Consider the following 18,967-nt stretch of genomic DNA (forward strand, 5'->3'; position numbering starts at 1 on the left):
CGCAGCGCGACCGGGCGGGTTCGAAATGCGACCAAAGAGATCATCGGAGATGGTCGCGAATGCCCGTTCTCTCCTGAAACGATGGGGGGCGGGAGGGAACGGTGTCCGGATTCGACGTATTGACGCGCGGTGACGTGCTGGACTCGGCGCTGCGGGCGAGGGACTACCTCGTGAGCTGCGGCGTCCCCGGCGCGCTGGCCGCGAAGGACCCGCGGCTGTGGGGGCGGCGCGCGGTAGACCACAGCCGGCTGGGCTGGCTCGACCTGCCGTTCGCCTCCCGCGGGCTGCTGAGCCAGGTGAACGGGCTGGTGGCGGAGGCCCGCTACTCGGGCCTCGACCACATCGTGCTGATCGGCGTCGGGGCGGAGAGCCTCGCCGCGCAGGCGGTCATGGAGGCGCACGCGCCCGCCCTCGCCGCCGCGGGCGGCCCGGCGGGCGCGGCCGGCTCCGAGCGGCGGCCGACCGGCGAGCTGACCGTGCTGGACGGCGGCGACACCGCCGCGCTGGCGTTCGCGATGGAGCGCCTCGACCGGACGCTCGTCGTGCTGGCCAGCAAGGCGGGCGTGTCGCTGGAGGGCGACGCCTACCGGCGGATCTTCGCCGAGGCGTTCCGCGAGCGGGGCCTGTCGGAGCGGGAGATCGCGGGCCGGTTCCTGGTCATCACCGACCACGGGAGCCCGCTGCACGACTTCGCCCGGCAGTGCGGCTACCGGATCGGGCTGACCGACCCCTACCTGCCGGGGCACTACGGCGCGCTGTCGGCGTACGGGCTCGTCCCGGCGGTGCTGGCGGGCGCGGACGCCGACCGGCTGCTGGACGAGGCGGCGTCGCTGGTGCCGTCGCTGTCCAAGGACGAGGACAATCCGGGGCTGCTGCTCGGCGCCGTCATCGGCGGCTGCGCGCAGCAGGAGCCGGGCGGCCTCGCCCGCGACAAGGTGCTGCTGCGCGAGCCCGGCGGGCCCGGCGCGCTGACCGCGTGGATCTCCCAGCTCCTCGCGGTCGGCACCGGCAAGCGGGGCCGCGGCGTGCTGGCGTTCGAGCCGCCCGGCGGGCGCGGCGACTTCCCCGACGTGCACGGCGTGTCGATCAACCCGCGGTCGGCGGCGCAGGACGACTCCGACACCTCGGTGTGGGCGCCGCTCGGCGCGCAGTTCCTACTGTGGGAGTACGCGACGGCGGTCGCCGGGTGGCTGCTCGGCGTGAACCCGTTCGAGGCGGGCAGCTCGGTCGTGCAGGAGTCGGAGGACGACGCGGCGACGCTGCTGCGCACCGCGTCGTCGGGCTCGCTGACGGCGGAGCGGCCGGTGTACGTCGAGGACGACATCGAGGTGCACGCCGACTTCCCGTGGCCGGCCGGCGCGGAGCTGCAGACCGTCCTCGGCGGGCTGGTCGCCTCGGTGCCCTCCGACGGCTACCTGTCGGTGATGACGTACCTGTCGGGCGACTTCTCCGGGCGGTACCTGGCGCCGTCGCTGGCCCGGGCGTCCGGGCGTCCCGTCGCCTACGGCCCCGGCCCCGGCTACCCGCACGCGACCGGCCCGGTGCACAAGGACGGGCCCGGCAACGGCGCGTTCCTCATCATCACCGGCGATCCGGCGCCGGGCGACGCGCTCGCGGCGCATCCCGTCCCCGGCCGGCCCTACAGCCTGGCGCAGCTGCGGCTGGCGCGGGCGCTGGGCGAGCTGCGGGCGCTGCGCGAACGCCGGTTGCCGGTGATCCGGCTGCATCTGCGCGACCCGGTCGAGGGCGCGGGCAGGCTCACCGAGGCGGTCCGGGCGGTGGCTGGGGCGCGCAGGCCGTGAGCTTCACCGCCGTCGTCTCGGGGGAGACGGCCATCACCGCGCGCGGCCCGCTCAAGGACGCCGCGGAGCGGATGCTCGGCCGGCTGTGGATCGACCAGGTGCCGGTCCGGCTCGCGTCGGAGGACCCGTCGCTGTGGCCGTCCGCCGCCACCGCCGGGGTGGAGGGCCGCCCGCTGTGCTGGCCCGGCCAGCCGGGCCCCGGCCGCGCGGTGCTGGACCGCGCCGAGGAGCTGCGCGCGCAGGCCCGCGCGGACGGGCTGACCGAGGTGGTGCTGCTCGGCGGCGGCGCCCCGGCCCGCGCCGCCGAGCTGATCGCCGCCGCGGACGGCGCGCCGCTCACCGTCCTGGACGGCCTGGACCCCGGCCCGCTGCTGCGGCTGCGCGACGACGGGGAGCGGCTCGCCCGGACGGTGATCGCAGTGACCGGCGACGATCCGGCCGCCGAGACGCTCCGCCTGGTGCTCACCGGGATGCTCGGGGACGCCGGCCTCTCCCCCGCCGAGGCCGCGCGGCGGTTCGTCACGGTCGCCGAGCCGCGCGCCGCGGCGGCCAAGCACGCCATCGAGGCGGGGCACGCGCTCGTGGAGGCCCCGGCGGCCACCGTGTTCGGCGCGCTGTCGCCGTACGCGCTGGTGCCCGCCGCGCTCGCCGGCGCGGGCGTCCGGACGCTGGTGCGCGAGGCGACCGCCGTGCTGCCCGCGCTGACCCGGCCGGAGAACAACCCGGGTCTCGTCCTCGGCGCCATCCTGGGCGGGGCCGCCCGCGCCGGCCGCCGCACCGCGGTGCTCGGCGGCTACCCGGCGGAGCTGCCCGGCATCGCCCGCTGGGCGGCGGCGCTGCTGGAGGAGGCGGCCGGCGGCCGGCTGGTCCCGGTCGTCCAGGACGGCGGGCTGCCGCTGGCGCCCGCCGGCGACCTGTTCCTGGTGACGTTCGGCGGGCGCCCGCACCAGGACGACGCCACCGTCGCCGGGCCGCTCGCCGCGCAGCTCGTGGTGTGGGAGTACGCCGCCGCCGTCGCCGCCTACCTGCTGGAGGCGGACCCGCTCGCGCCGTCCGTCCCGGCCGCCGCCATGACGCTGGACGACGGCGCCGGGGAGCCGCTGTTCGCCGACGGCGACCGCGGCCGGGCCGTCGAGGCGCACACCGCGGTGCCCGCGCTGCTCGGGGCGTCCGGGCTCACCGCGCTGCTGGACGGGCTGGTGGGCGGGATCGGGCCGGGCGGCCATCTGGACCTCGTCGCCTACCTGGATCCCGACGAGGCGCGCGGCCAGGGCCTGGAGGTGCGCCGGCTGGCCGCGCTGCTCGCCGCCCGCTGCGGCCGGCCGGTGCGGGCCTGCTGGGGCGGGCCGCCCCGCCGGGCCGGGAATGATCGATCCGGCGGTGGCGTATACCTCCTGGTGACCGGGAACGTCGTCCACGATGTGCCGGTCCCCCACCGGCACCACCGGCTGGGCATGCTGCAGCTCGCGCGGGCGCTCGGGGACGCCCGCGACGCGCGCGCGGCCGGCCGCCCGGTCGTGCGGCTGCACCTGCAGAACCGCTGGGCGGGCCTCGCCCGGCTGCTGGACTCCGCCAGAGGGGACCGATGAGCGCCCGTCCGTGAGTTGGGTCCCGCAAGACGAGTTGGGGCAGGATGCTTGCAGTAGTGAGACGAGAAGGCGCAGTCCGATCAGAGGGGGCCACGTGACCAACCCAGCCAATCCGCTCCGCGACCCGCGGGACAAGCGCCTGCCGCGGGTGGCGGGGCCGTGCGTGCTCGTGCTGTTCGGGGTCACCGGGGACCTGTCCCGCAAGAAGCTGCTGCCGGCGATCTACGACCTGGCGAACCGGGGGCTGCTGCCGCCGGGGTTCTCGCTGGTCGGCTTCGCGCGCCGCGACTGGGAGAACGAGGACTTCCGGCAGATCGCCTACGAGTCGGTCAAGGCGCACGCGCGGACCCCCTTCCGCGAGGACGTGTGGACGCACCTGTCGGAGGGCATGCACTTCGTCCCCGGCGAGTTCTCCGACCCGGGCGCGTTCGACGCGCTGTCGATGGCCGTCAAGGAGCTCGACGAGTGCCGCGGCACCGGCGGCAACTACGCCTTCTACCTGTCGATCCCCCCGAAGTTCTTCCCGCAGGTCGTCGAGCAGCTGCAGCGCAGCGGCCTCGCCGACCGCGAGGACGGCGCCTGGCGCCGGGTCGTGATCGAGAAGCCGTTCGGCCGCGATCTGAAGACCGCGCTGGAGCTGAACGACACCGTGCACCGCGTCTTCCCCGAGGAGTCGATCTTCCGGATCGACCACTACCTCGGCAAGGAGACGGTGCAGAACATCCTGGCGCTGCGGTTCGCCAACACCATGTTCGAGCCGATCTGGAACCGCTCCTTCGTCGACCACGTGCAGATCACGATGGCGGAGGACATCGGGATCGGCGGCCGGGCCGGCTACTACGACGGCATAGGCGCGGCCCGCGACGTCATCCAGAACCACCTGCTGCAGCTGCTGGCGCTGACGGCGATGGAGGAGCCGACGTCGTTCCGGGCGGAGGCCGTCCGCGCCGAGAAGGCCAAGATCCTGTCCTCGGTGCGGGTGCCCGGCGACATCGCCCAGGCCACCGCGCGGGGGCAGTACGCGGCGGGCTGGCAGGGCGGCGTGAGCGTCCCCGGCTACCTGGAGGAGGACGGCATCCCCGCCGACTCCCGCACCGAGACCTACGCCGCGATCAAGCTGGAGATCCAGAACCGCCGCTGGGCGGGCGTCCCGTTCTACCTGCGCACCGGCAAGCGGCTCAGCCGCCGCGTGACCGAGGTCGCGATGGTGTTCCAGAAGGCGCCGCACCTGCCGTTCTCGGAGACCGACACCGAGGAGCTCGGGCAGAACGCGCTGGTGATGCGGGTGCAGCCGGACGAGGGCATCACCGTCCGGTTCGGCTCCAAGGTGCCCGGCACCTCGATGGAGATCCGCGACGTCAACATGGACTTCGCCTACGGCGAGTCGTTCACCGAGACCTCCCCCGAGGCCTACGAGCGGCTGCTGCTGGACGTGCTGATCGGCGACCCGCCGCTGTTCCCCCGGCAGGAGGAGGTCGAGCTGTCCTGGCGGATCCTCGACCCGATCACCGAGTACTGGGCCGGCCGCGGCGGCCTCGACCAGTACAAGTCCGGCGGCTACGGGCCCGACAGCGCCGACGAGCTGATGGCGCGGGACGGGCGCACCTGGAGGCGGCTCTGATGAACATCGATCTCACCGGGACCACCACCCGCAAGATCCAGGACGCGCTGACGCAGTCCCGGCACCTGATGGGCGGCCCGGCCGTCGGCATGGTGCTCACCCTCATCATCGTGACCGACGAGTCGGCGCAGTACGACGCGGTCCGCGCCGCGACGGAGGCGGCGCGCGAGCACCCGTGCCGGGTGCTGACCGTGATCTCCCGCGACCCGCGCGGCGGCTCCTCGCGGCTGGACGCCGAGATCCGGATGGGTGAGACCGGGCCGGGCGAGACCGTCCTGCTGCGCATGTACGGGCCGCTCGCCGAGCACGCCGACTCGGTGGTCGTCCCGCTGCTCATGCCCGACACGCCGGTCGTGACGTGGTGGCCGGGCGGCAAGGTGCCGAAGGCCCCCGCCAAGGACCCGCTGGGCGCGCTCGCGCAGCGCCGGGTGACCGACTCCTACGCCGCCCGCGACCGGCTCGGCACCCTCGCCCAGCTCGCGGAGGGGTACCGGCCGGGCGACACCGACTTCACCTGGACGCGGCTGACCTCGTGGCGGTCGCTGCTGGCGGCGGCGCTCGACCAGCACCACGACGAGATCGCGTCCGGCGAGGTGACGGCCGAGCCGGACAGCCCGAGCGCGGAGCTGCTGGCCGCGTGGCTGTCGGTCCGGCTGGGCGTGCCGATGGCGCGGACGGTCTCCGAGGGGCCGGGGATCACCGGCGTCCGGCTGACGACGACGTCCGGCGACATCGTGATCGACCGCCCGGACGGGCGGGTCGCGACGCTGTGCCGCCCGGGCCAGCCCGACCGGCAGGTGTCGCTGCTGCGCCGCCCGATGGCCGAGCTGCTGGCCGAGGAGCTGCGGCGGCTCGACCCCGACGAGGTGTACCGCGAGGCGGCGGCCCGGTTCGCCAAGGACCTCGCGCACGGGACGGCGAAGCCGGGCGTCGCGAGCGACCCGGTGTCGGCGACAGCGGAGGCCGCGAAGACCGAGCCGGCCCGGCGGCACGCGCGGGAGCGGCGGGACGACGCGGCCGGGGACGCGTGAGCGCCCCCGCGGTCCTGGTCCACCGCGACCAGGACCTGCTCGCCGAGGCCGCCGCGGCGCGGCTGGTGACCCGCGTCGCCGACGCCCAGGCGGCGCGCGGAACCGCGTCGGTCGTGCTGACCGGCGGGGGCGTCGGCACGGCGGTGCTGGCCGCGCTGGCCGCCGCCGGCGCCCGCGACGCCGTCGACTGGTCCCGCCTGGACGTGTGGTGGGGCGACGAGCGGTTCCGCCCGTCCGGGGACCCCGAGCGCAACGAGACCGGGGCGCGCGCGGCGCTGCTCGACCACGTCCCCGTCGACCCGGCGCGGGTGCACGCGATGCCCTCGTCCGACGGCCCGGACGGCGACGACCCGGAGGCCGCGGCGGAGCGGTACGCCGCCGCGTTGCGCGCCGCCGCCGCTCCGGGCGGCCCGGTCCCGGCGTTCGACGTGCTGATGCTCGGCGTCGGGCCGGACGCGCACGTCGCGTCGCTGTTCCCGGGCCTGCCGGCGCTGCGCGACGAGCGTCCGGTGGTGGCGGTGCACGACTCCCCCAAGCCGCCGCCGACGCGGATCTCGCTGACGTTCCCGTCGCTGCGCGCCGCGCGGGAGGTGTGGGTGCTCGCGGCCGGCGGGTCGAAGGCGGACGCCGTCCGGCTCGGGCTGGCGGCGGGCACGGACGTCGCGGAGGCGCCGGTCGCCGGCGCCCGCGGCCGGGAACGGACCCTGTTCCTGCTGGACAGGGCGGCCGCGTCGGGGCTGCCCGCCTGAGAGGGGACCGGCGAGTGCGCCAGGTTCCGCATGTCTCGCGCTGAACCGTGCATAACCTGAGCACGTGCATACCTTGTGCATGCCTTGAACGAGGGATGACCCGCAGTGCGGGCCGGGCAGGCGAGCGTGAGGAGTTCTCAGGTGCTCAAGGGTCGGACCGGGACGGCGAGCGCGGCGGTCGCCGGGGCGGTGCTTCTCGCCGTCGCGGGCTGCTCATCGGGCGGCGACGGCGACGGCAAGGGCGGGGACGGCGGCAAGGGCGGGGACGAGGTCGAGCTGGCCATCGCCCCCGCCACGGGGACCGGGCAGGCGGCCCCCGACCAGCCCGTCACCGTCACCGCGGACAACGGCAGGCTGACCAGCGTGACCCTCACCTACGGCAAGAAGAACGCCAAGGCGGAGGGCAGGCTCGCGGCGGACGGGAAGTCGTGGAAGTCGGCGTGGACGCTGCGCCCGTCCACGACGTACACGGTCACGGCGAAGGGGACCGGAGACGGCGGCGGGCAGGTCACCGCGACGTCGACGTTCACGACGCTGACGCCGCGCAAGAAGCTGACGTCCGGCATGTCGCCGCTGGACGGCGAGACCGTCGGGGTCGGCATGCCGGTGCAGCTGCTGCTGTCCCGGCCGGTCGCCACCAAGGCCGGGAAGATCGCGGTCGAGAAGGCACTCGAAGTCCGCATGTCGAAGCCGGTCGAGGGCGCCTGGTACTGGATCAGCGACAAGGAGGTCGACTTCCGGCCCCGCGATTACTGGCCGTCCGGGCAGAAGGTGAAGGTCATCGCGCACCTGGCGGGCCTGAAGGCCGGCGAGGGCATGTACGGGATGACGGACCGCAGCGCGAGCTTCACCGTCGGCCCCCGGCACATCACCACGATCGACGCCGAGAAGCACCGCGCCACGGTGACGAACGGCGGCGAGACCGTGCGGACGATGAAGGTCAGCCTCGGCAAGCCGGGCCACGACAGCTACAGCGGGACGATGATCGCGCAGGAGAAGAACGCGCACATCGTCATGGACTCGGCGACGACCGGCGACCCCGGCGAGTACCGGATCCCGACGAAGTGGAACGTCCGCCTCACCTACAGCGGGACGTTCGTCCACTCGGCGCCGTGGTCGACCGACGCGCAGGGCAACGACAACGTCAGCCACGGGTGCGTGAACGCCTCCCCGTCCGACGCGAAGTGGTTCTACGACTTCACGAACCGCGGCGACGTCGTCAAGGTGACCGGCACGTCCCGGCGGCTCCAGTTCGGGAACGGGCCGACGCCGTGGGCGAAGTCGTGGGACGGCTGGCTGGCGGGCAGCGCGACCGGCAGGCCGGTCACCGGCCTCCCGCTCACGTAACGCCGATCACGGGGCCCCGCCCGTGTGCGCGACGCGATCAAGGGGCAGACTTGATGCCATGCAGAAGCTCTCGTTGGACGCACAGGTCCGTGACCATCTGAAGCGCGCCGCGGCCGGCTCGACCGGGCGCAGCGCCGACACCGTCTACGGCGGGCATGAGCGCGTCCTGCGCCAGACGCTGGTGGCCCTGACGGCGGGCACGTCGCTGGCGGAGCACGAGAGCCCCGGCGAGGCGACGATCTACGTCCTGCACGGGCGGGTCCGGCTGCTGGCCGGGGAGCACGCGTGGGACGGGATGAGCGGCGACATGCTGATCGTGCCGGAGGCGCGGCACAGCCTGGAGGCGCTGGAGGACGCGGCGGTCCTGCTCACGGTCGCCAAGACCGGCGTCGCCAAGACCGGCTGAGCGCGGGTTCAGCCGCGGCGCAGGTGGGTGAGGCAGGCTCCGGGCTCGGCGAAGGGCTCCAGCCGGTCGGCCTCGATCGGCGCGTCCAGTTCCTTCAGCGCCCCCTGCATGAGCCCGAGGTGGACGTCGCAGACGAGCGGCCCGTACTCCTCGGCCAGTTCCAGGAACGGGCAGTGCCGCAGCCGGATGAGATCGCCGTCGGGCCGGGGCGCGAAGTCCAGGTCGTCCAGCAGGGCGGTGAGCCGGCCCGCGGCCTCCTCGCCGGTCAGCCGCTGGAACGGCGGTGGCCGGTCGACGAGGTAGCGGCCCCATTCGCGGCCCGCCCGCGCGGCGTTCTCGCGGGCGGCGGGCCCGTCGGAGGCCAGCCGGCTGAGCAGGATCTGGGCGAGCAGGCGGTAGCCGCGGGCGCCGCCGCGATCCATGCCGGGGCGCGGCGTGTAGACGGTGCGGGGGCGGCCGGGGCCGGAGGGCTGCTCGGCGGTGCGGTCGACGGCGCCCTCGGCGGTCAGGGCGTCCAGGTGGAACCGCGCGGTGTTGGCGTGCACGCCGAGTCTCTCGGCGACCTCGGCGACGCCGAGCGGGGAGCCCGCGTCGCGCAGGATGTCGAGGACCTCCCGGCGGCGGGAGCGTTCGGTGGTCATGCGGGTCACCCCTCCCCCGCCGGCGGCAGCGCCGCGATCAGCGGGTGGTCGCGGTCGAGCGCGCCGAGCTTGGTGGCCCCGCCCGGGGCGCCGAGGTCGTCGAAGAACTCGGCGTTCGCCTGCGTGTAGGCCTTCCAGCGGTCCGGCAGGTCGTCCTCGTAGTAGATCGCCTCGACCGGGCACACCGGCTCGCACGCGCCGCAGTCGACGCATTCGTCGGGGTGGATGTAGAGGGCGCGCGCGCCCTCGTAGATGCAGTCGACCGGGCACTCGTCGACGCACGCCCGGTCCTTGACGTCGACGCACGGCTCGGCGATCACATAGGTCACGGCTCGCTCCTCACACCCGCACGGCACCTCCGCACATTTCTTACAATTCTACATGTAATTATAAGCGAACCGGTAGAGGGGTGCCCGCCGCCCGGCCGCGCGGTTCCGCGAGGATCTCACGAACGGGGGTTGCGGCGGGGAATCGATCGGGGCCGCCGTCGAGTCCCGCCCCTCCAGGGACGCGCGGGATCCCGCGCGGCCCGCGGCCTTCCGCGTGCCGACCAAAGTCGATGCCCCGTCTACCTGCGGCCACTGGCGGGCGCGGACGGCGCGGCTACCGTTGGGCGGGTGGACCTCTTTCGGCGCTCGTGGCGCGAATGGCTCGGCGACGTGGGCCTGACCGCCGCCGCGGGCGCGCTCGGCACCCTGCTCCTGCTGGGGACGGAGGAGGACCCGCCTCCCGACGTGACGATCGTGGTCCCGCGCGATCTCGCGATCGGCGCGGTCTGGCTGGTCTTCCTGCTGCTGTTCCGGCGCCGGTGCCCGGCGGCCGTCGCGGTGACGATGATGTTCGCCCAGTGGACGGCGACGTCGGCGCTGGGCACGGCCGCGATCGCCGTGTATTCGCTGGCGATGCTGCGGTCCTGGCGGACGGTGCTGCCGATCGCGGGCGCGAACATGGCGCTCATCGTCACGCTGTTCTGGATCACCTCGACCTGGCACCAGTTCCGGCAGGGCACGGTCGTCTTCGTGCTGCTCTACGCGGTGCTGATCACGGCGGGCATGCTGGTCAGGTCGCGGCGGCAGCTGATCGCCTCGATGGACGAGCGGGCCCGCGCCGCCGAGACCGAGCAGCGGCTGCGGGTCGAGGAGGCGCGGCTGCTGGAGCGCGAGCGCATCGCCCGCGAGATGCACGACGTCCTCGCGCACCGCATCTCGCTGCTGGCCGTCCACGCGGGGGCGCTGGAGTTCCGCCCGGACGCGCCCGCCGACCAGCGCGAGGCCGCCGGGATCATCCGGCGGAGCGCCTACGAGGCGATGGAGGACCTGCGCGAGGTGATCGGCGTGCTGCGCGACGACGCGCCGGGCGGCGACCCGGAGCGCCCGCAGCCGACGCTCGCCGACGTCTCCGCGCTCGTGCAGGAGTCGCGGCGGGCCGGGGGGCGCATCACGCTGGAGGAGAACGTCCCCGACCTCGGCCGGGTCCCGGCCCGCGTCGGGCGGCACGCGTACCGGATCGTCCAGGAGGGGCTGACCAACGCCCGCAAGCACGCCCCGGGCGCCGAGGTCACGGTGTCCCTGGACGCCGGGGCGGAACTGGGCGTCGAGATCGTCAACCGGCTGCCGCCCGGCCCGCCCGCGGCGCCGCTGCCGGGCTCCGGCGCGGGCCTCGTCGGGCTCGCCGAGCGGGTCGCGCTGCTCGGCGGGACGCTGGAGCACGGCCGCACCGGCGACGGCCGGTTCCGGCTGCGCGCCCGCCTGCCGCTGGAGACCGCGCATGCCCGCGAGACCGGCGGGAAGGGTGAGGTGCATGGCAGCGAACTCCTCTGAGCGGCCCGTGCTGGAAGAACTCGACCGCGCCGAATGCCTGCGCCTCATCGCGGGCGGCGTGATCGGCCGCGTCGCGTTCGACGACGGCGAGGGGCCGACGGTCATCCCGGTGAACTACGCCGTCGACGGCGACGCCGTGATCTTCCGGACGTCGGTGTCCGGCCGGCTGAACCGCAGCCTGCTGACGTCCGTGGTCGGCGGGGAGGTCCGGGCGGCGTTCCAGGTCGACCGGTTCGACGAGGCCGACCACGCCGGCTGGAGCGTGCTGCTGCGCGGCGGCGCCCATCCGCTGTCGGAGGAGGAGATCGAGAAGGCCGCGCGGGTCGAGGCATGGCCCGGCGGCGACCGCGAGGCGTGGTTCCGGCTGTCGGCCATGGAGGTCAGCGGCCGCCGCCTGCACCGGCCCTGACCGGCCCTAGGCTGGCCGGATGGAGTCCTCCCCCGTCCGCGTGCTGATCGTGGACGACGACGCGCTCGTCCGCGCCGGCCTGTCGATGATGCTGGCGAACGCCGACGACCTGGAGGTGGTCGCAGACGTCGCGGACGGCGCCGAGGTCGTCGCCGCCGTGAACCAGCACCGCCCCGACGTCGTCCTGATGGACGTCCGGATGCCCCGGCTGGACGGGCTCGCCGCGACCGAGCTGCTGCGCTCCCGCCGCGAGCCGCCCGAGATCATCATCCTGACGACGTTCGACACCGACGACCACATCCTGCGGGCGATGCGGGCGGGCGCGAGCGGCTTCCTGCTGAAGCACACCCCGCCGCCGGAGATCATCCGCGCGATCCGGCAGGTCGCGGCGGGCGAGCCGATGCTGTCGCCGGCGGTGCTGCGCAAGATGATGTCCTACCTGGCCGAGAGCGGCGCCGACCCGCGCCGCGACCGCGCCCGCGAGCTGCTGGCCCGGCTGAGCGACGGGGAGCGGGCCGTCGCCTCGCTCGTCGGGCGCGGCCGGACCAACAGCGAGATCGGCCGGGAGCTGTCGCTGAGCGTCGCCACCGTGAAGGCCTACGTGTCGCGGCTGCTCACGAAGCTGGACCTGAACAACAGGGTGCAGGTCGCCCTCCTCGTCCACGACGCCGCCCTCGACGACCGGCCCTAGTCCTTCGGCCCGCGCGGAACCAGCGGGACGTGCCGCAGGAGCAGCGCGGCGGCCAGGCCCACGGCGAGGACGGGCAGCGCGGTGACGAACAGGGTAGAGAACGCGTCCGCGAACGCCGCCGCGACGCCGTCGCGGACGGGTCCGGGCAGGGTGGCGAGGACTTCCGGGCGGACGGCGTCGGCGAACGCGGGGACCCGCCCGTCCGGGACGCGCCGGACGACCTCCTCGGCGAACCGGCCGGCCACGATGGCGCCGAAGACGGCCATCCCGGCGGCGGTGCCGAGCATCCGGGTGGCGAACACGCCCGCGCTGGCGGCGCCCAGGTCGCGGGGCGGCGCGGCGTTCTGCGCGATCAGCATGACGACCTGCTGGGACAGTCCGGCCCCGAATCCGAGGACGGCCATGTAGCACCCGGCGGTGAGCAGGCCGGTGCGGGCGTCCATGGTGGCCAGCAGCGCCACGCCCGCCGCGCTGATCGCCATGCTCGCGGCGGGGAGCCGGTGGTAGCGGCCGGTCCGGTGGATGTACTGGCCGGCGCCCATCGAGGCGGCCAGCAGGGCGGCCATCATGGGCAGGAGCAGCAGGCCCGACCGGGTGGCGTCCACTCCCCCGACGACCTGGAAGAACATCGGCAGGTAGGTGGCGAGGCCGAAGCCGGTGGCGCCGCCCACGGCCGCGACCGCGCAGGCGACGGCGAACGACCGGTCGCGGAACAGCCGCGGCGGGATGACGGGTTCGGCGGCCGTCCGCTCGGCGAGCACCCACGCCGTGAACAGGACCGCCGCGCCCGCCCCGAGCGCGAGGACGACCGGCGCGTCCCACGCGTACCGGGTCCCGGCCCAGCTGGTGAACAGCGTGAAGCAGGTGACCGCCGCGCCGAGCAGGACGATGCCGAGGTAGTCGATCCGCGGCCGGTCCCGCGGCGCGGGCAGGCGCAGGAACAGCACGGTCGTGGCCGTGGCGGCGAGGCCGAGCGGCAGGTTGAGGTAGAACGCCCACCGCCATGAGGCGTGGTCGGTGAGGAACCCGCCAGCCAGCGGCCCGGCGATGCTGGAGACCGCGAAGACCAGCGTCGAGTAGCCCTGGTACTTGGCGCGCTCCCGGGGCTCGAACAGGTCGCCGGCCAGCGCGAACATCGAGCTCATCAGGCAGCCGGCGGCGGCGCCCTGCACCACCCGGAAGACGATCAGCAGGTCCATGGTGGGCGCCGCGCCGCACGCCGCCGACCCGGCCAGGAACCCGGCGAGCCCGGTCAGCAGGACGGGGCGGCGCCCGAACAGGTCGCCGAGGCGCCCCGACAGCGGGACGGTGACGCTGGTGGCCAGCACGTACGCCGTGGACACCCAGGCGAGCCGGTCGAGCCCGCCGAGGTCCCCGACGATCGTCGGCAGCGCGGTGCCGAGCACCGTCGCGTCCAGCGAGGACATGAGGCCGGCGAGCATCAGCCCGCCGAACACCCAGAGCCGCTCGCGGCGGCTCATCGGCACGGTCGTCGCGCCCATGCGCACCTCCCATATGTATGCTTAGGGCAACTAGATGCTAAGAGCATGTAGATGAGATGCGCAAGCCGATTAGACTGGCCGGCATGGACGAGGGGGCACTGGACTCGGTCGAGCGGAGCATGGTCCGGCTGCGCCGGGGCATGTCGCGGCAGCGGCTCGGCAAGGCCGCGATCCGGGACCACAACCTCCCCGTCGACGTGCGGGTCCTGCACGTCGTGGACGTCGTCGACGAGGGCCCCGACCGTCCCGGCGAGGAGATGAGCGTCGGCGTGGTCGCCGCCCGGCTCGGCGTGGACGCCTCGCGCGGCAGCCGCATCGTCGCCGAGGCCGTCAAGTCCGGCTACGTCCGGCGCGTCGCGTCCCAGGAGGACGGCCGCCGCATCCACCTGGAGCTCACCGACGCCGGCCGCGCCGTCGTGGAGGCCACCCGCCGCACCCGGCAGGAGCACTTCGCCAAGGCCATGAGCGGCTGGACGGACGAGGAGCGCGCCGAGTTCGCCCGCCTCCTCGCCCGCTTCGTCCACACCTACGAGGACTGACCCCGCCCGTCCGGCAGGTCATCCTCGGGTTGCGGGTGAGCGCCCGCCGCCTCCACCCCAGGTTGCGGGTCCGGCCCGCGAGGTTGGGCCGTGCGGCGGACAGCGCGGACGGGGCCTCCCGTCTAGGCTGGTCGCATGGGTGGTCGTCGCGTCCTCCGGGTGCGGCACGGCCGGTTCCGGGACGCGGCCCTCGCCGGCGGCGTACTGCTGGTCGTGGCCGCCGGAAGCCTGAACTCGTTCATCGGCGCCGCCCCCGAGCCGCGGGGCGTCAAGGCCGCGGGCTGGGCGCTGATCGTCCTCACCTGCGGCGCGCTGTACCTCTCCCGCCGGATGCCGGCCGCCGTCGCCTCCCTCGCGCTCGTGGCCACCGGCACGTACTACGTCATCACCGTCAACGACGGCGCGCTGATGATCGCGCTGATCGTGGCGCTGTACAGGGTCGCGGCCCACGGCAGGCTCCAGGCGGCCGTCGCCCTCGGCGCCGTCACCGTGATCGGCACCGGCGCCGGGACGCTGCTCGGCAACGACGACGTCAACGCGGTCGCCCTGTTCATGCTGACCGGGTGGATCGTGGCGGTGGTCGCGCTCGGCCGGGTCCGGCACGGCCGCCTCGCCTACCTGCGGGAGGCCGAGCGCCGCGCCGCCGGCGAGGAGCGGCTGCGCATCGCCCGCGAGCTGCACGACGTCGTCGGGCACCATCTCTCGCTCATCAACGTCCAGGCGGGGACGGCGCTGCACCGCTTCCACCGGGACCCGGCGCAGGGCGAGGCCGCCCTCGCCGCCGTCAAGCAGTCGAGCCGGGAGGCGCTGCGCGACCTCCGCGCGACGCTCGGGGTCCTGCGGCAGGCCGACGAGGAGGCGCCGACCGCGCCGCCTCCCGGCCTGGACGGCATCGGGGAGCTGATCGGGTCGGCGCGGTCGGCGGGGCTGACCGTGCACGGACGCGTCGCGGCGGCGGACGCGCCCACCGAGGTGGGGCTCGCCGCGTACCGGATCGTCCAGGAGTCGCTCACGAACGTGTCGCGGCACGCCGCCGCGGCGAAGGTCACCGTCAGCGTGCAGCACGGTGCGGGAGAGCTGCTGATCGAGGTCGCCGACGACGGCCCGGGGCAGGCGCAGGGCGCGGGCGCGCCCGGAAGCGGGGTGGACGGCATGCGCGAGCGGGCCCGCGCGCTCGGCGGCGAGCTGACGGCGGGCCCCGGACCGGACGGCGGCTTCCTCGTCCGGGCGCGGCTGCCGTACCGGAACGGAGCGTCCAGCCGATGATCGAGGTCCTGCTGGCCGACGACCAGGGCCTGGTCCGGGCCGGGTTCCGCTCCATCCTCGACGACGAGGACGACATCACGGTCACCGGCGAGGCCGCCGACGGCGAGCGGGCCGTGGCCGCCTGCCGCGAGCTGCGCCCGCACGTGGCGCTGCTGGACGTGCGGATGCCCCGGATGGACGGCCTGGAGGCCGCCCGCCGCATCACCGCCGACCCGCGCCTCGACGGCGTCCGGGTCGTCATCCTGACCACGTTCGACCTGGACGAGTACGTGTACGGCGCGCTGCGCGCCGGCGCCACCGGCTTCCTGCTGAAGGACACCGAGCCGGCCGAGCTGATCCACGCCGTCCGGGTCGCGGCGCGCGGCGACGCGCTGATCACGCCGTCCGTCACCCGGCGGCTCATCGGCGAGTTCGCCGGGCGCGTCGAGGCGCCCGTCCCCGGCCCCCGGCTGAAGGCCCTCACCGAGCGGGAGCGCGAGGTCATGCTCCTGGTCGCCGCCGGGCAGAGCAACGACGAGATCGCCGCCCGGCTCGTACTGAGCCCCGCCACCGTCAAGTCGCACGTCAGCCGCATCATGGCGAAGGTGGGCGCGCGGGACCGCGCCCAGCTGGTCGTCCTCGCCTACGAGTCGGGCATGGTCAACCCCCGCTGGATGCGACCCGGGACGTAGCCGGCCGGGCCGTCCCGCAACCTGCGGGGTGCCCCGGATGCGATCCAGGGGCCGATGCCGGACGGCATGCCGCACGCCGACGCTGGGGGCATGAATCTTCCCGGCGCCCTCATCGGGTTCCTGGTCGGCGGAGCCGCGGGCTTCCTGCTGACCGAGACGGTGGGCGCGTTCTTCACCTTCGTCATCGACCGGACGCTCGACGTCGACGGCACCCCCGTGCTGCTCGCCGCCTTCATCGCCGTGCCGATCCTGACCGCCGTGCTCGGCGCCGCCGTCGGCGCCCGCTTCCAGAACCGAGGTTGACGTGCCCACTCCCTCCTCCGGCCGGTTCGGCCGCCTGGCCGCCTGGTCGCAGCGCCATCGCTGGACCGCCCTCCTGCTGTGGGTCGCCGTCGTCGCGGCGATCACGGCCGGCTCGCAGGCCGCCGGAAGCGCCTACCACAACGACTTCTCACTGCCCGGCACCGACGCCCAGGCCGCCGCCGACCTGATGACCGAGCACGGCTCCCGGCAGGCGGGCGCCACCGTCCAGATCGTGGCGGAGGACGCGCGGGGACTCGCCGGCGACCGGCCGGTCATCGCGCCGATGCTCGCGAAGGTGCGCGGGCTCCCCTCCGTCGCGGACGTCGGCGAGCTGTCGGTGTCGGAGTCCGGCACCATCGGGTACGCCACCGTGACCCTCGACGCCACCGCGCAGGACGTCCCCAGGGAGCACGTCACCGAGATCATCGAGACCGCGCGGGCCGCCGCCGGGGACGGGCTGCGCATCGAGCTCGGCGGCGACCCGGTGCGCGGCGCCGAGGAGGGCGGGGGCGGCGCGGCCGAGGGCGCGGGAATGCTCGCGGCCCTGGTGATCCTCGTGCTGCTGTTCGGCTCCGTCGTCGCCGCCGCGCTCCCCCTCGGCACCGCCCTGTTCGCGGTCGGCGGCGCGGTCGGGCTGATCGCGCTGGCCTCGCACGTCTTCACCGTCGCCGACTTCACCCCGCCGATCATGATGCTGATCGGCCTCGGCGTGGGCGTCGACTACGCGCTGCTGATCTTCTACCGCTACCGGCAGGAGCTGCGGGACGGCGCCGACCCGGCCACCGCCACCCGGCGGGCCCTCGACGCCGCCGGGCGCACCGTCTTCTTCGCCGGCTGCACCGTCATCATCGCCCTGCTCGGCCTGATCGCGCTCGGTCTCGGCTCCCTGCAGGGGGTGGCGCTGGCCGTGGCGCTGACCGTGCTGGTCACGATGGCGGCGTCCCTGACCCTGCTGCCGGCGCTGCTGGGCGTCTTCGGCGCGCGGATCCGGCGCCAGGTGCTCAAGCGGGCGGCGAAGGCCCGCACGGGTGAGGGCCGCTGGCACCGGCTGGCGTCGGCCGTCCAGCGCCGTCCCGTCCCGGCGCTGCTGGCGGCCGCCGTCGCGCTGCTCGCCCTGTCGGCGCCCGCGCTGACCATGCGGCTCGGCTTCGCCGACGCGGGCAACGACGCGCCGTCCAGCACCGGCCGGCAGGCGTACGACCTTCTCGCGGAGGGCTTCGGCCCCGGGTTCAACGGGCCGCTCATCGTCGTGGCCAAGGGCGACGCCGGACCGCTGCGCACGGCCCTCGTCCAGACCGAGGGGATCGCCGCCGCGACGCCGCCGTTCCCGTCCCGGGACGGCGCGGTGTCGGCCGTCATCGCCTACCCGGCCACCGCGCCGCAGGACGAGGCGACCACCGACCTCGTCCACGAGCTGCGCGACGACGTGCTGCCGTCCCTCTCGGCCCGCACCGGCGTCGACTACCTGGTCGGCGGCCCGACCGCCGCCACCCAGGACTTCTCCGACGCCGTCTCGGCGCGCATGCCCCTGTTCGTCGCCCTCGTCGTGGGCATGTCGGCCCTGCTGCTGATGGTCGTGTTCCGCTCGGTGCTGATCCCGGTCAAGGCCGCCCTGCTCAACCTGCTGTCGATCTCCGCCGCGCTCGGCGCGATCACCCTGGTGTTCCAGGACGGCCGGTTCGGCGCGCAGAGCGGCCCCATCGAGGCGTTCATCCCCGTCATGATCTTCGCGATCGTGTTCGGCCTCTCCATGGACTACGAGGTCTTCCTCGTCTCCCGCATCCACGAGGAATGGGAGCGCACGCGGGACCCGTCGCTCGCCGTCCGCGAGGGCCTGGCCGCCACCGGCAGGGTCATCACGGCCGCCGCCGCCATCATGATCGTCGTGTTCGCGGCGTTCGTCCTGAGCCCCGACCGCATGCTCCAGCAGTTCGGCCTGGGCCTGGCGGTGGCCGTCCTCCTGGACGCCGTGGTGATCCGCTGCCTGATCGTCCCGGCGGTCATGCAGCTGCTCGGCCGCCACGCCTGGTGGCTCCCCGCGCCCCTGGCCAGGCGCCTCCCGAAGGTGGCCCTGGAGCGTCCTGAAGCGACCCCCGGCGACCCGCTCGGAGTCGGCGCGGCCGACCGGTGATCAGCCGACGCGGCGGCGCAGGAGGCAGAACTCGTTGCCCTCCGGGTCCTGCAGGACGACCCAGCTCTCCTCCCCCGTCTGCCCGACGTCCGCGTGCCGCGCCCCGAGGGCCAGCAGCCGCTCGAGCTCGGCGTCCTGGTCCCGGTCGGTGGCGTTGACGTCGAAATGCAGCGGCAGCTTGCCCGCCTTGGCATCCGTGCTGCGGCCGAGGACGATCGTCGGCTGGAGCCCGCCGAACCCCTCGCGGGGCCCGATCTCGATGCCCTCCTCGTCCTCGTCGAGCACCACGAAGTCCAGGACCTCGCACCAGAACCCGGCGAGCACCTCCGGGTCCCGGCAATCGATCACCAGTTCCGTGATCCGGCACGCCATCCGGCCACCTCCTCGCTGTTGCCGCCCAGGGCACTCCGATGTCCCCGGACGTTCCCAACCTAGGGGCATGATCGCGC

The 18,967-nt window shown here is 74.8% G+C and carries 19 protein-coding genes; 15 read left to right on the forward strand and 4 right to left on the reverse strand.

Annotation, left to right across the window (positions count from 1 at the left end; all coding sequences use genetic code 11):
- Window positions 1-101: 101 nt before the first annotated feature.
- The 7 genes from SM611_RS00845 to SM611_RS00875 all read left to right on the forward strand — a co-directional run bounded on the left by SM611_RS00845 (window position 102) and on the right by SM611_RS00875 (window position 8,545).
- Complete coding sequence (locus tag SM611_RS00845) at window positions 102-1,802, forward strand: phosphoheptose isomerase (protein WP_371946816.1); 1,701 nt, start codon at window positions 102-104, stop codon at window positions 1,800-1,802.
- Entirely contained in the window at window positions 1,799-3,391 is a 1,593-nt protein-coding gene (locus SM611_RS00850; protein ID WP_371946817.1) for a glucose-6-phosphate isomerase, read from the forward strand. The genes SM611_RS00845 and SM611_RS00850 overlap by 4 nt, the downstream gene beginning before the upstream one ends.
- Before the next feature lie 94 nt (window positions 3,392-3,485).
- A complete protein-coding gene (zwf, locus tag SM611_RS00855) occupies window positions 3,486-5,012 on the forward strand; it encodes a glucose-6-phosphate dehydrogenase (RefSeq protein WP_371946818.1) in 1,527 nt (508 codons plus the stop codon).
- Entirely contained in the window at window positions 5,012-6,043 is a 1,032-nt protein-coding gene (opcA, locus tag SM611_RS00860; protein WP_371946819.1) for a glucose-6-phosphate dehydrogenase assembly protein OpcA, read from the forward strand. Before zwf ends, opcA begins: the two co-directional genes overlap by 1 nt.
- The gene (pgl, locus tag SM611_RS00865; protein ID WP_371946820.1) at window positions 6,040-6,792 is read left to right on the forward strand and encodes a 6-phosphogluconolactonase; all 753 of its coding nucleotides are present in this window, start codon (window positions 6,040-6,042) and stop codon (window positions 6,790-6,792) included. The genes opcA and pgl overlap by 4 nt, the downstream gene beginning before the upstream one ends.
- Before the next feature lie 141 nt (window positions 6,793-6,933).
- Window positions 6,934-8,139 carry a L,D-transpeptidase gene (locus SM611_RS00870; protein WP_371946821.1) on the forward strand — a complete coding sequence of 402 codons (1,206 nt, stop codon included), beginning with the start codon at window positions 6,934-6,936 and terminating at the stop codon, window positions 8,137-8,139.
- A 58-nt stretch (window positions 8,140-8,197) separates the two neighbouring features.
- On the forward strand, window positions 8,198-8,545 hold the full coding sequence (locus SM611_RS00875) for a cupin domain-containing protein (protein ID WP_371946822.1): 348 nt from the start codon (window positions 8,198-8,200) through the stop codon (window positions 8,543-8,545).
- An 8-nt stretch (window positions 8,546-8,553) separates the two neighbouring features.
- Here SM611_RS00875 and SM611_RS00880 read toward each other — a convergent pair whose 3' ends face one another.
- Together SM611_RS00880 and fdxA are read right to left on the reverse strand one after the other, a co-directional pair.
- Window positions 8,554-9,186 (reverse strand): helix-turn-helix transcriptional regulator, encoded by a 633-nt coding sequence (locus SM611_RS00880; protein WP_371946823.1) that lies wholly within the window; start codon window positions 9,184-9,186, stop codon window positions 8,554-8,556.
- Window positions 9,187-9,191: 5 nt separating this feature from the next.
- The gene (gene fdxA, locus SM611_RS00885) at window positions 9,192-9,515 is read right to left on the reverse strand and encodes a ferredoxin (RefSeq protein WP_371946824.1); all 324 of its coding nucleotides are present in this window, start codon (window positions 9,513-9,515) and stop codon (window positions 9,192-9,194) included.
- A 288-nt stretch (window positions 9,516-9,803) separates the two neighbouring features.
- Between fdxA and SM611_RS00890 the strand changes: the two genes are divergently transcribed.
- From SM611_RS00890 to SM611_RS00900, 3 genes are read left to right on the forward strand one after another with little or no spacing between them, the layout of a single operon-like run.
- Window positions 9,804-11,006, forward strand: coding sequence for a sensor histidine kinase (locus SM611_RS00890; protein ID WP_371946825.1), 1,203 nt, complete (start codon window positions 9,804-9,806; stop codon window positions 11,004-11,006).
- Entirely contained in the window at window positions 10,987-11,415 is a 429-nt protein-coding gene (locus tag SM611_RS00895; RefSeq protein ID WP_371946826.1) for a pyridoxamine 5'-phosphate oxidase family protein, read from the forward strand. Before SM611_RS00890 ends, SM611_RS00895 begins: the two co-directional genes overlap by 20 nt.
- Before the next feature lie 19 nt (window positions 11,416-11,434).
- Window positions 11,435-12,106 carry a response regulator transcription factor gene (locus SM611_RS00900; RefSeq protein ID WP_371946827.1) on the forward strand — a complete coding sequence of 224 codons (672 nt, stop codon included), beginning with the start codon at window positions 11,435-11,437 and terminating at the stop codon, window positions 12,104-12,106.
- Here SM611_RS00900 and SM611_RS00905 read toward each other — a convergent pair.
- Window positions 12,103-13,608: an MDR family MFS transporter gene (locus tag SM611_RS00905; RefSeq protein WP_371946828.1), complete on the reverse strand. Its 1,506-nt coding sequence runs from the start codon at window positions 13,606-13,608 to the stop codon at window positions 12,103-12,105. The two genes, SM611_RS00900 and SM611_RS00905, sit on opposite strands and share 4 nt — an antisense overlap.
- Window positions 13,609-13,691: 83 nt before the next feature.
- Between SM611_RS00905 and SM611_RS00910 the strand changes: the two genes are divergently transcribed.
- From SM611_RS00910 to SM611_RS00930, 5 genes are all read left to right on the forward strand, one after another.
- Window positions 13,692-14,147, forward strand: coding sequence for a MarR family winged helix-turn-helix transcriptional regulator (locus SM611_RS00910; protein ID WP_371946829.1), 456 nt, complete (start codon window positions 13,692-13,694; stop codon window positions 14,145-14,147).
- Window positions 14,148-14,282: 135 nt separating this feature from the next.
- The gene (locus tag SM611_RS00915) at window positions 14,283-15,413 is read left to right on the forward strand and encodes a sensor histidine kinase (RefSeq protein ID WP_371946830.1); all 1,131 of its coding nucleotides are present in this window, start codon (window positions 14,283-14,285) and stop codon (window positions 15,411-15,413) included.
- Window positions 15,410-16,084, forward strand: coding sequence for a response regulator (locus SM611_RS00920; protein WP_371946831.1), 675 nt, complete (start codon window positions 15,410-15,412; stop codon window positions 16,082-16,084). The genes SM611_RS00915 and SM611_RS00920 overlap by 4 nt, the downstream gene beginning before the upstream one ends.
- 90 nt (window positions 16,085-16,174) lie before the next feature.
- Window positions 16,175-16,387, forward strand: a complete 213-nt coding sequence (locus SM611_RS00925; protein ID WP_371946832.1) for a hypothetical protein — start codon at window positions 16,175-16,177, stop codon at window positions 16,385-16,387.
- 1 nt (window position 16,388) lies between these two features.
- Window positions 16,389-18,518 carry an MMPL family transporter gene (locus SM611_RS00930; RefSeq protein WP_371946833.1) on the forward strand — a complete coding sequence of 710 codons (2,130 nt, stop codon included), beginning with the start codon at window positions 16,389-16,391 and terminating at the stop codon, window positions 18,516-18,518.
- Here SM611_RS00930 and SM611_RS00935 read toward each other — a convergent pair whose 3' ends face one another.
- The gene (locus tag SM611_RS00935; RefSeq protein WP_371946834.1) at window positions 18,519-18,890 is read right to left on the reverse strand and encodes a VOC family protein; all 372 of its coding nucleotides are present in this window, start codon (window positions 18,888-18,890) and stop codon (window positions 18,519-18,521) included.
- Between the last annotated feature and the right edge of the window lie 77 nt (window positions 18,891-18,967).

Origin of the sequence: Actinomadura monticuli (assembly GCF_041463655.1) — a bacterium.
Classification (GTDB): domain Bacteria; phylum Actinomycetota; class Actinomycetes; order Streptosporangiales; family Streptosporangiaceae; genus Spirillospora; species Spirillospora monticuli.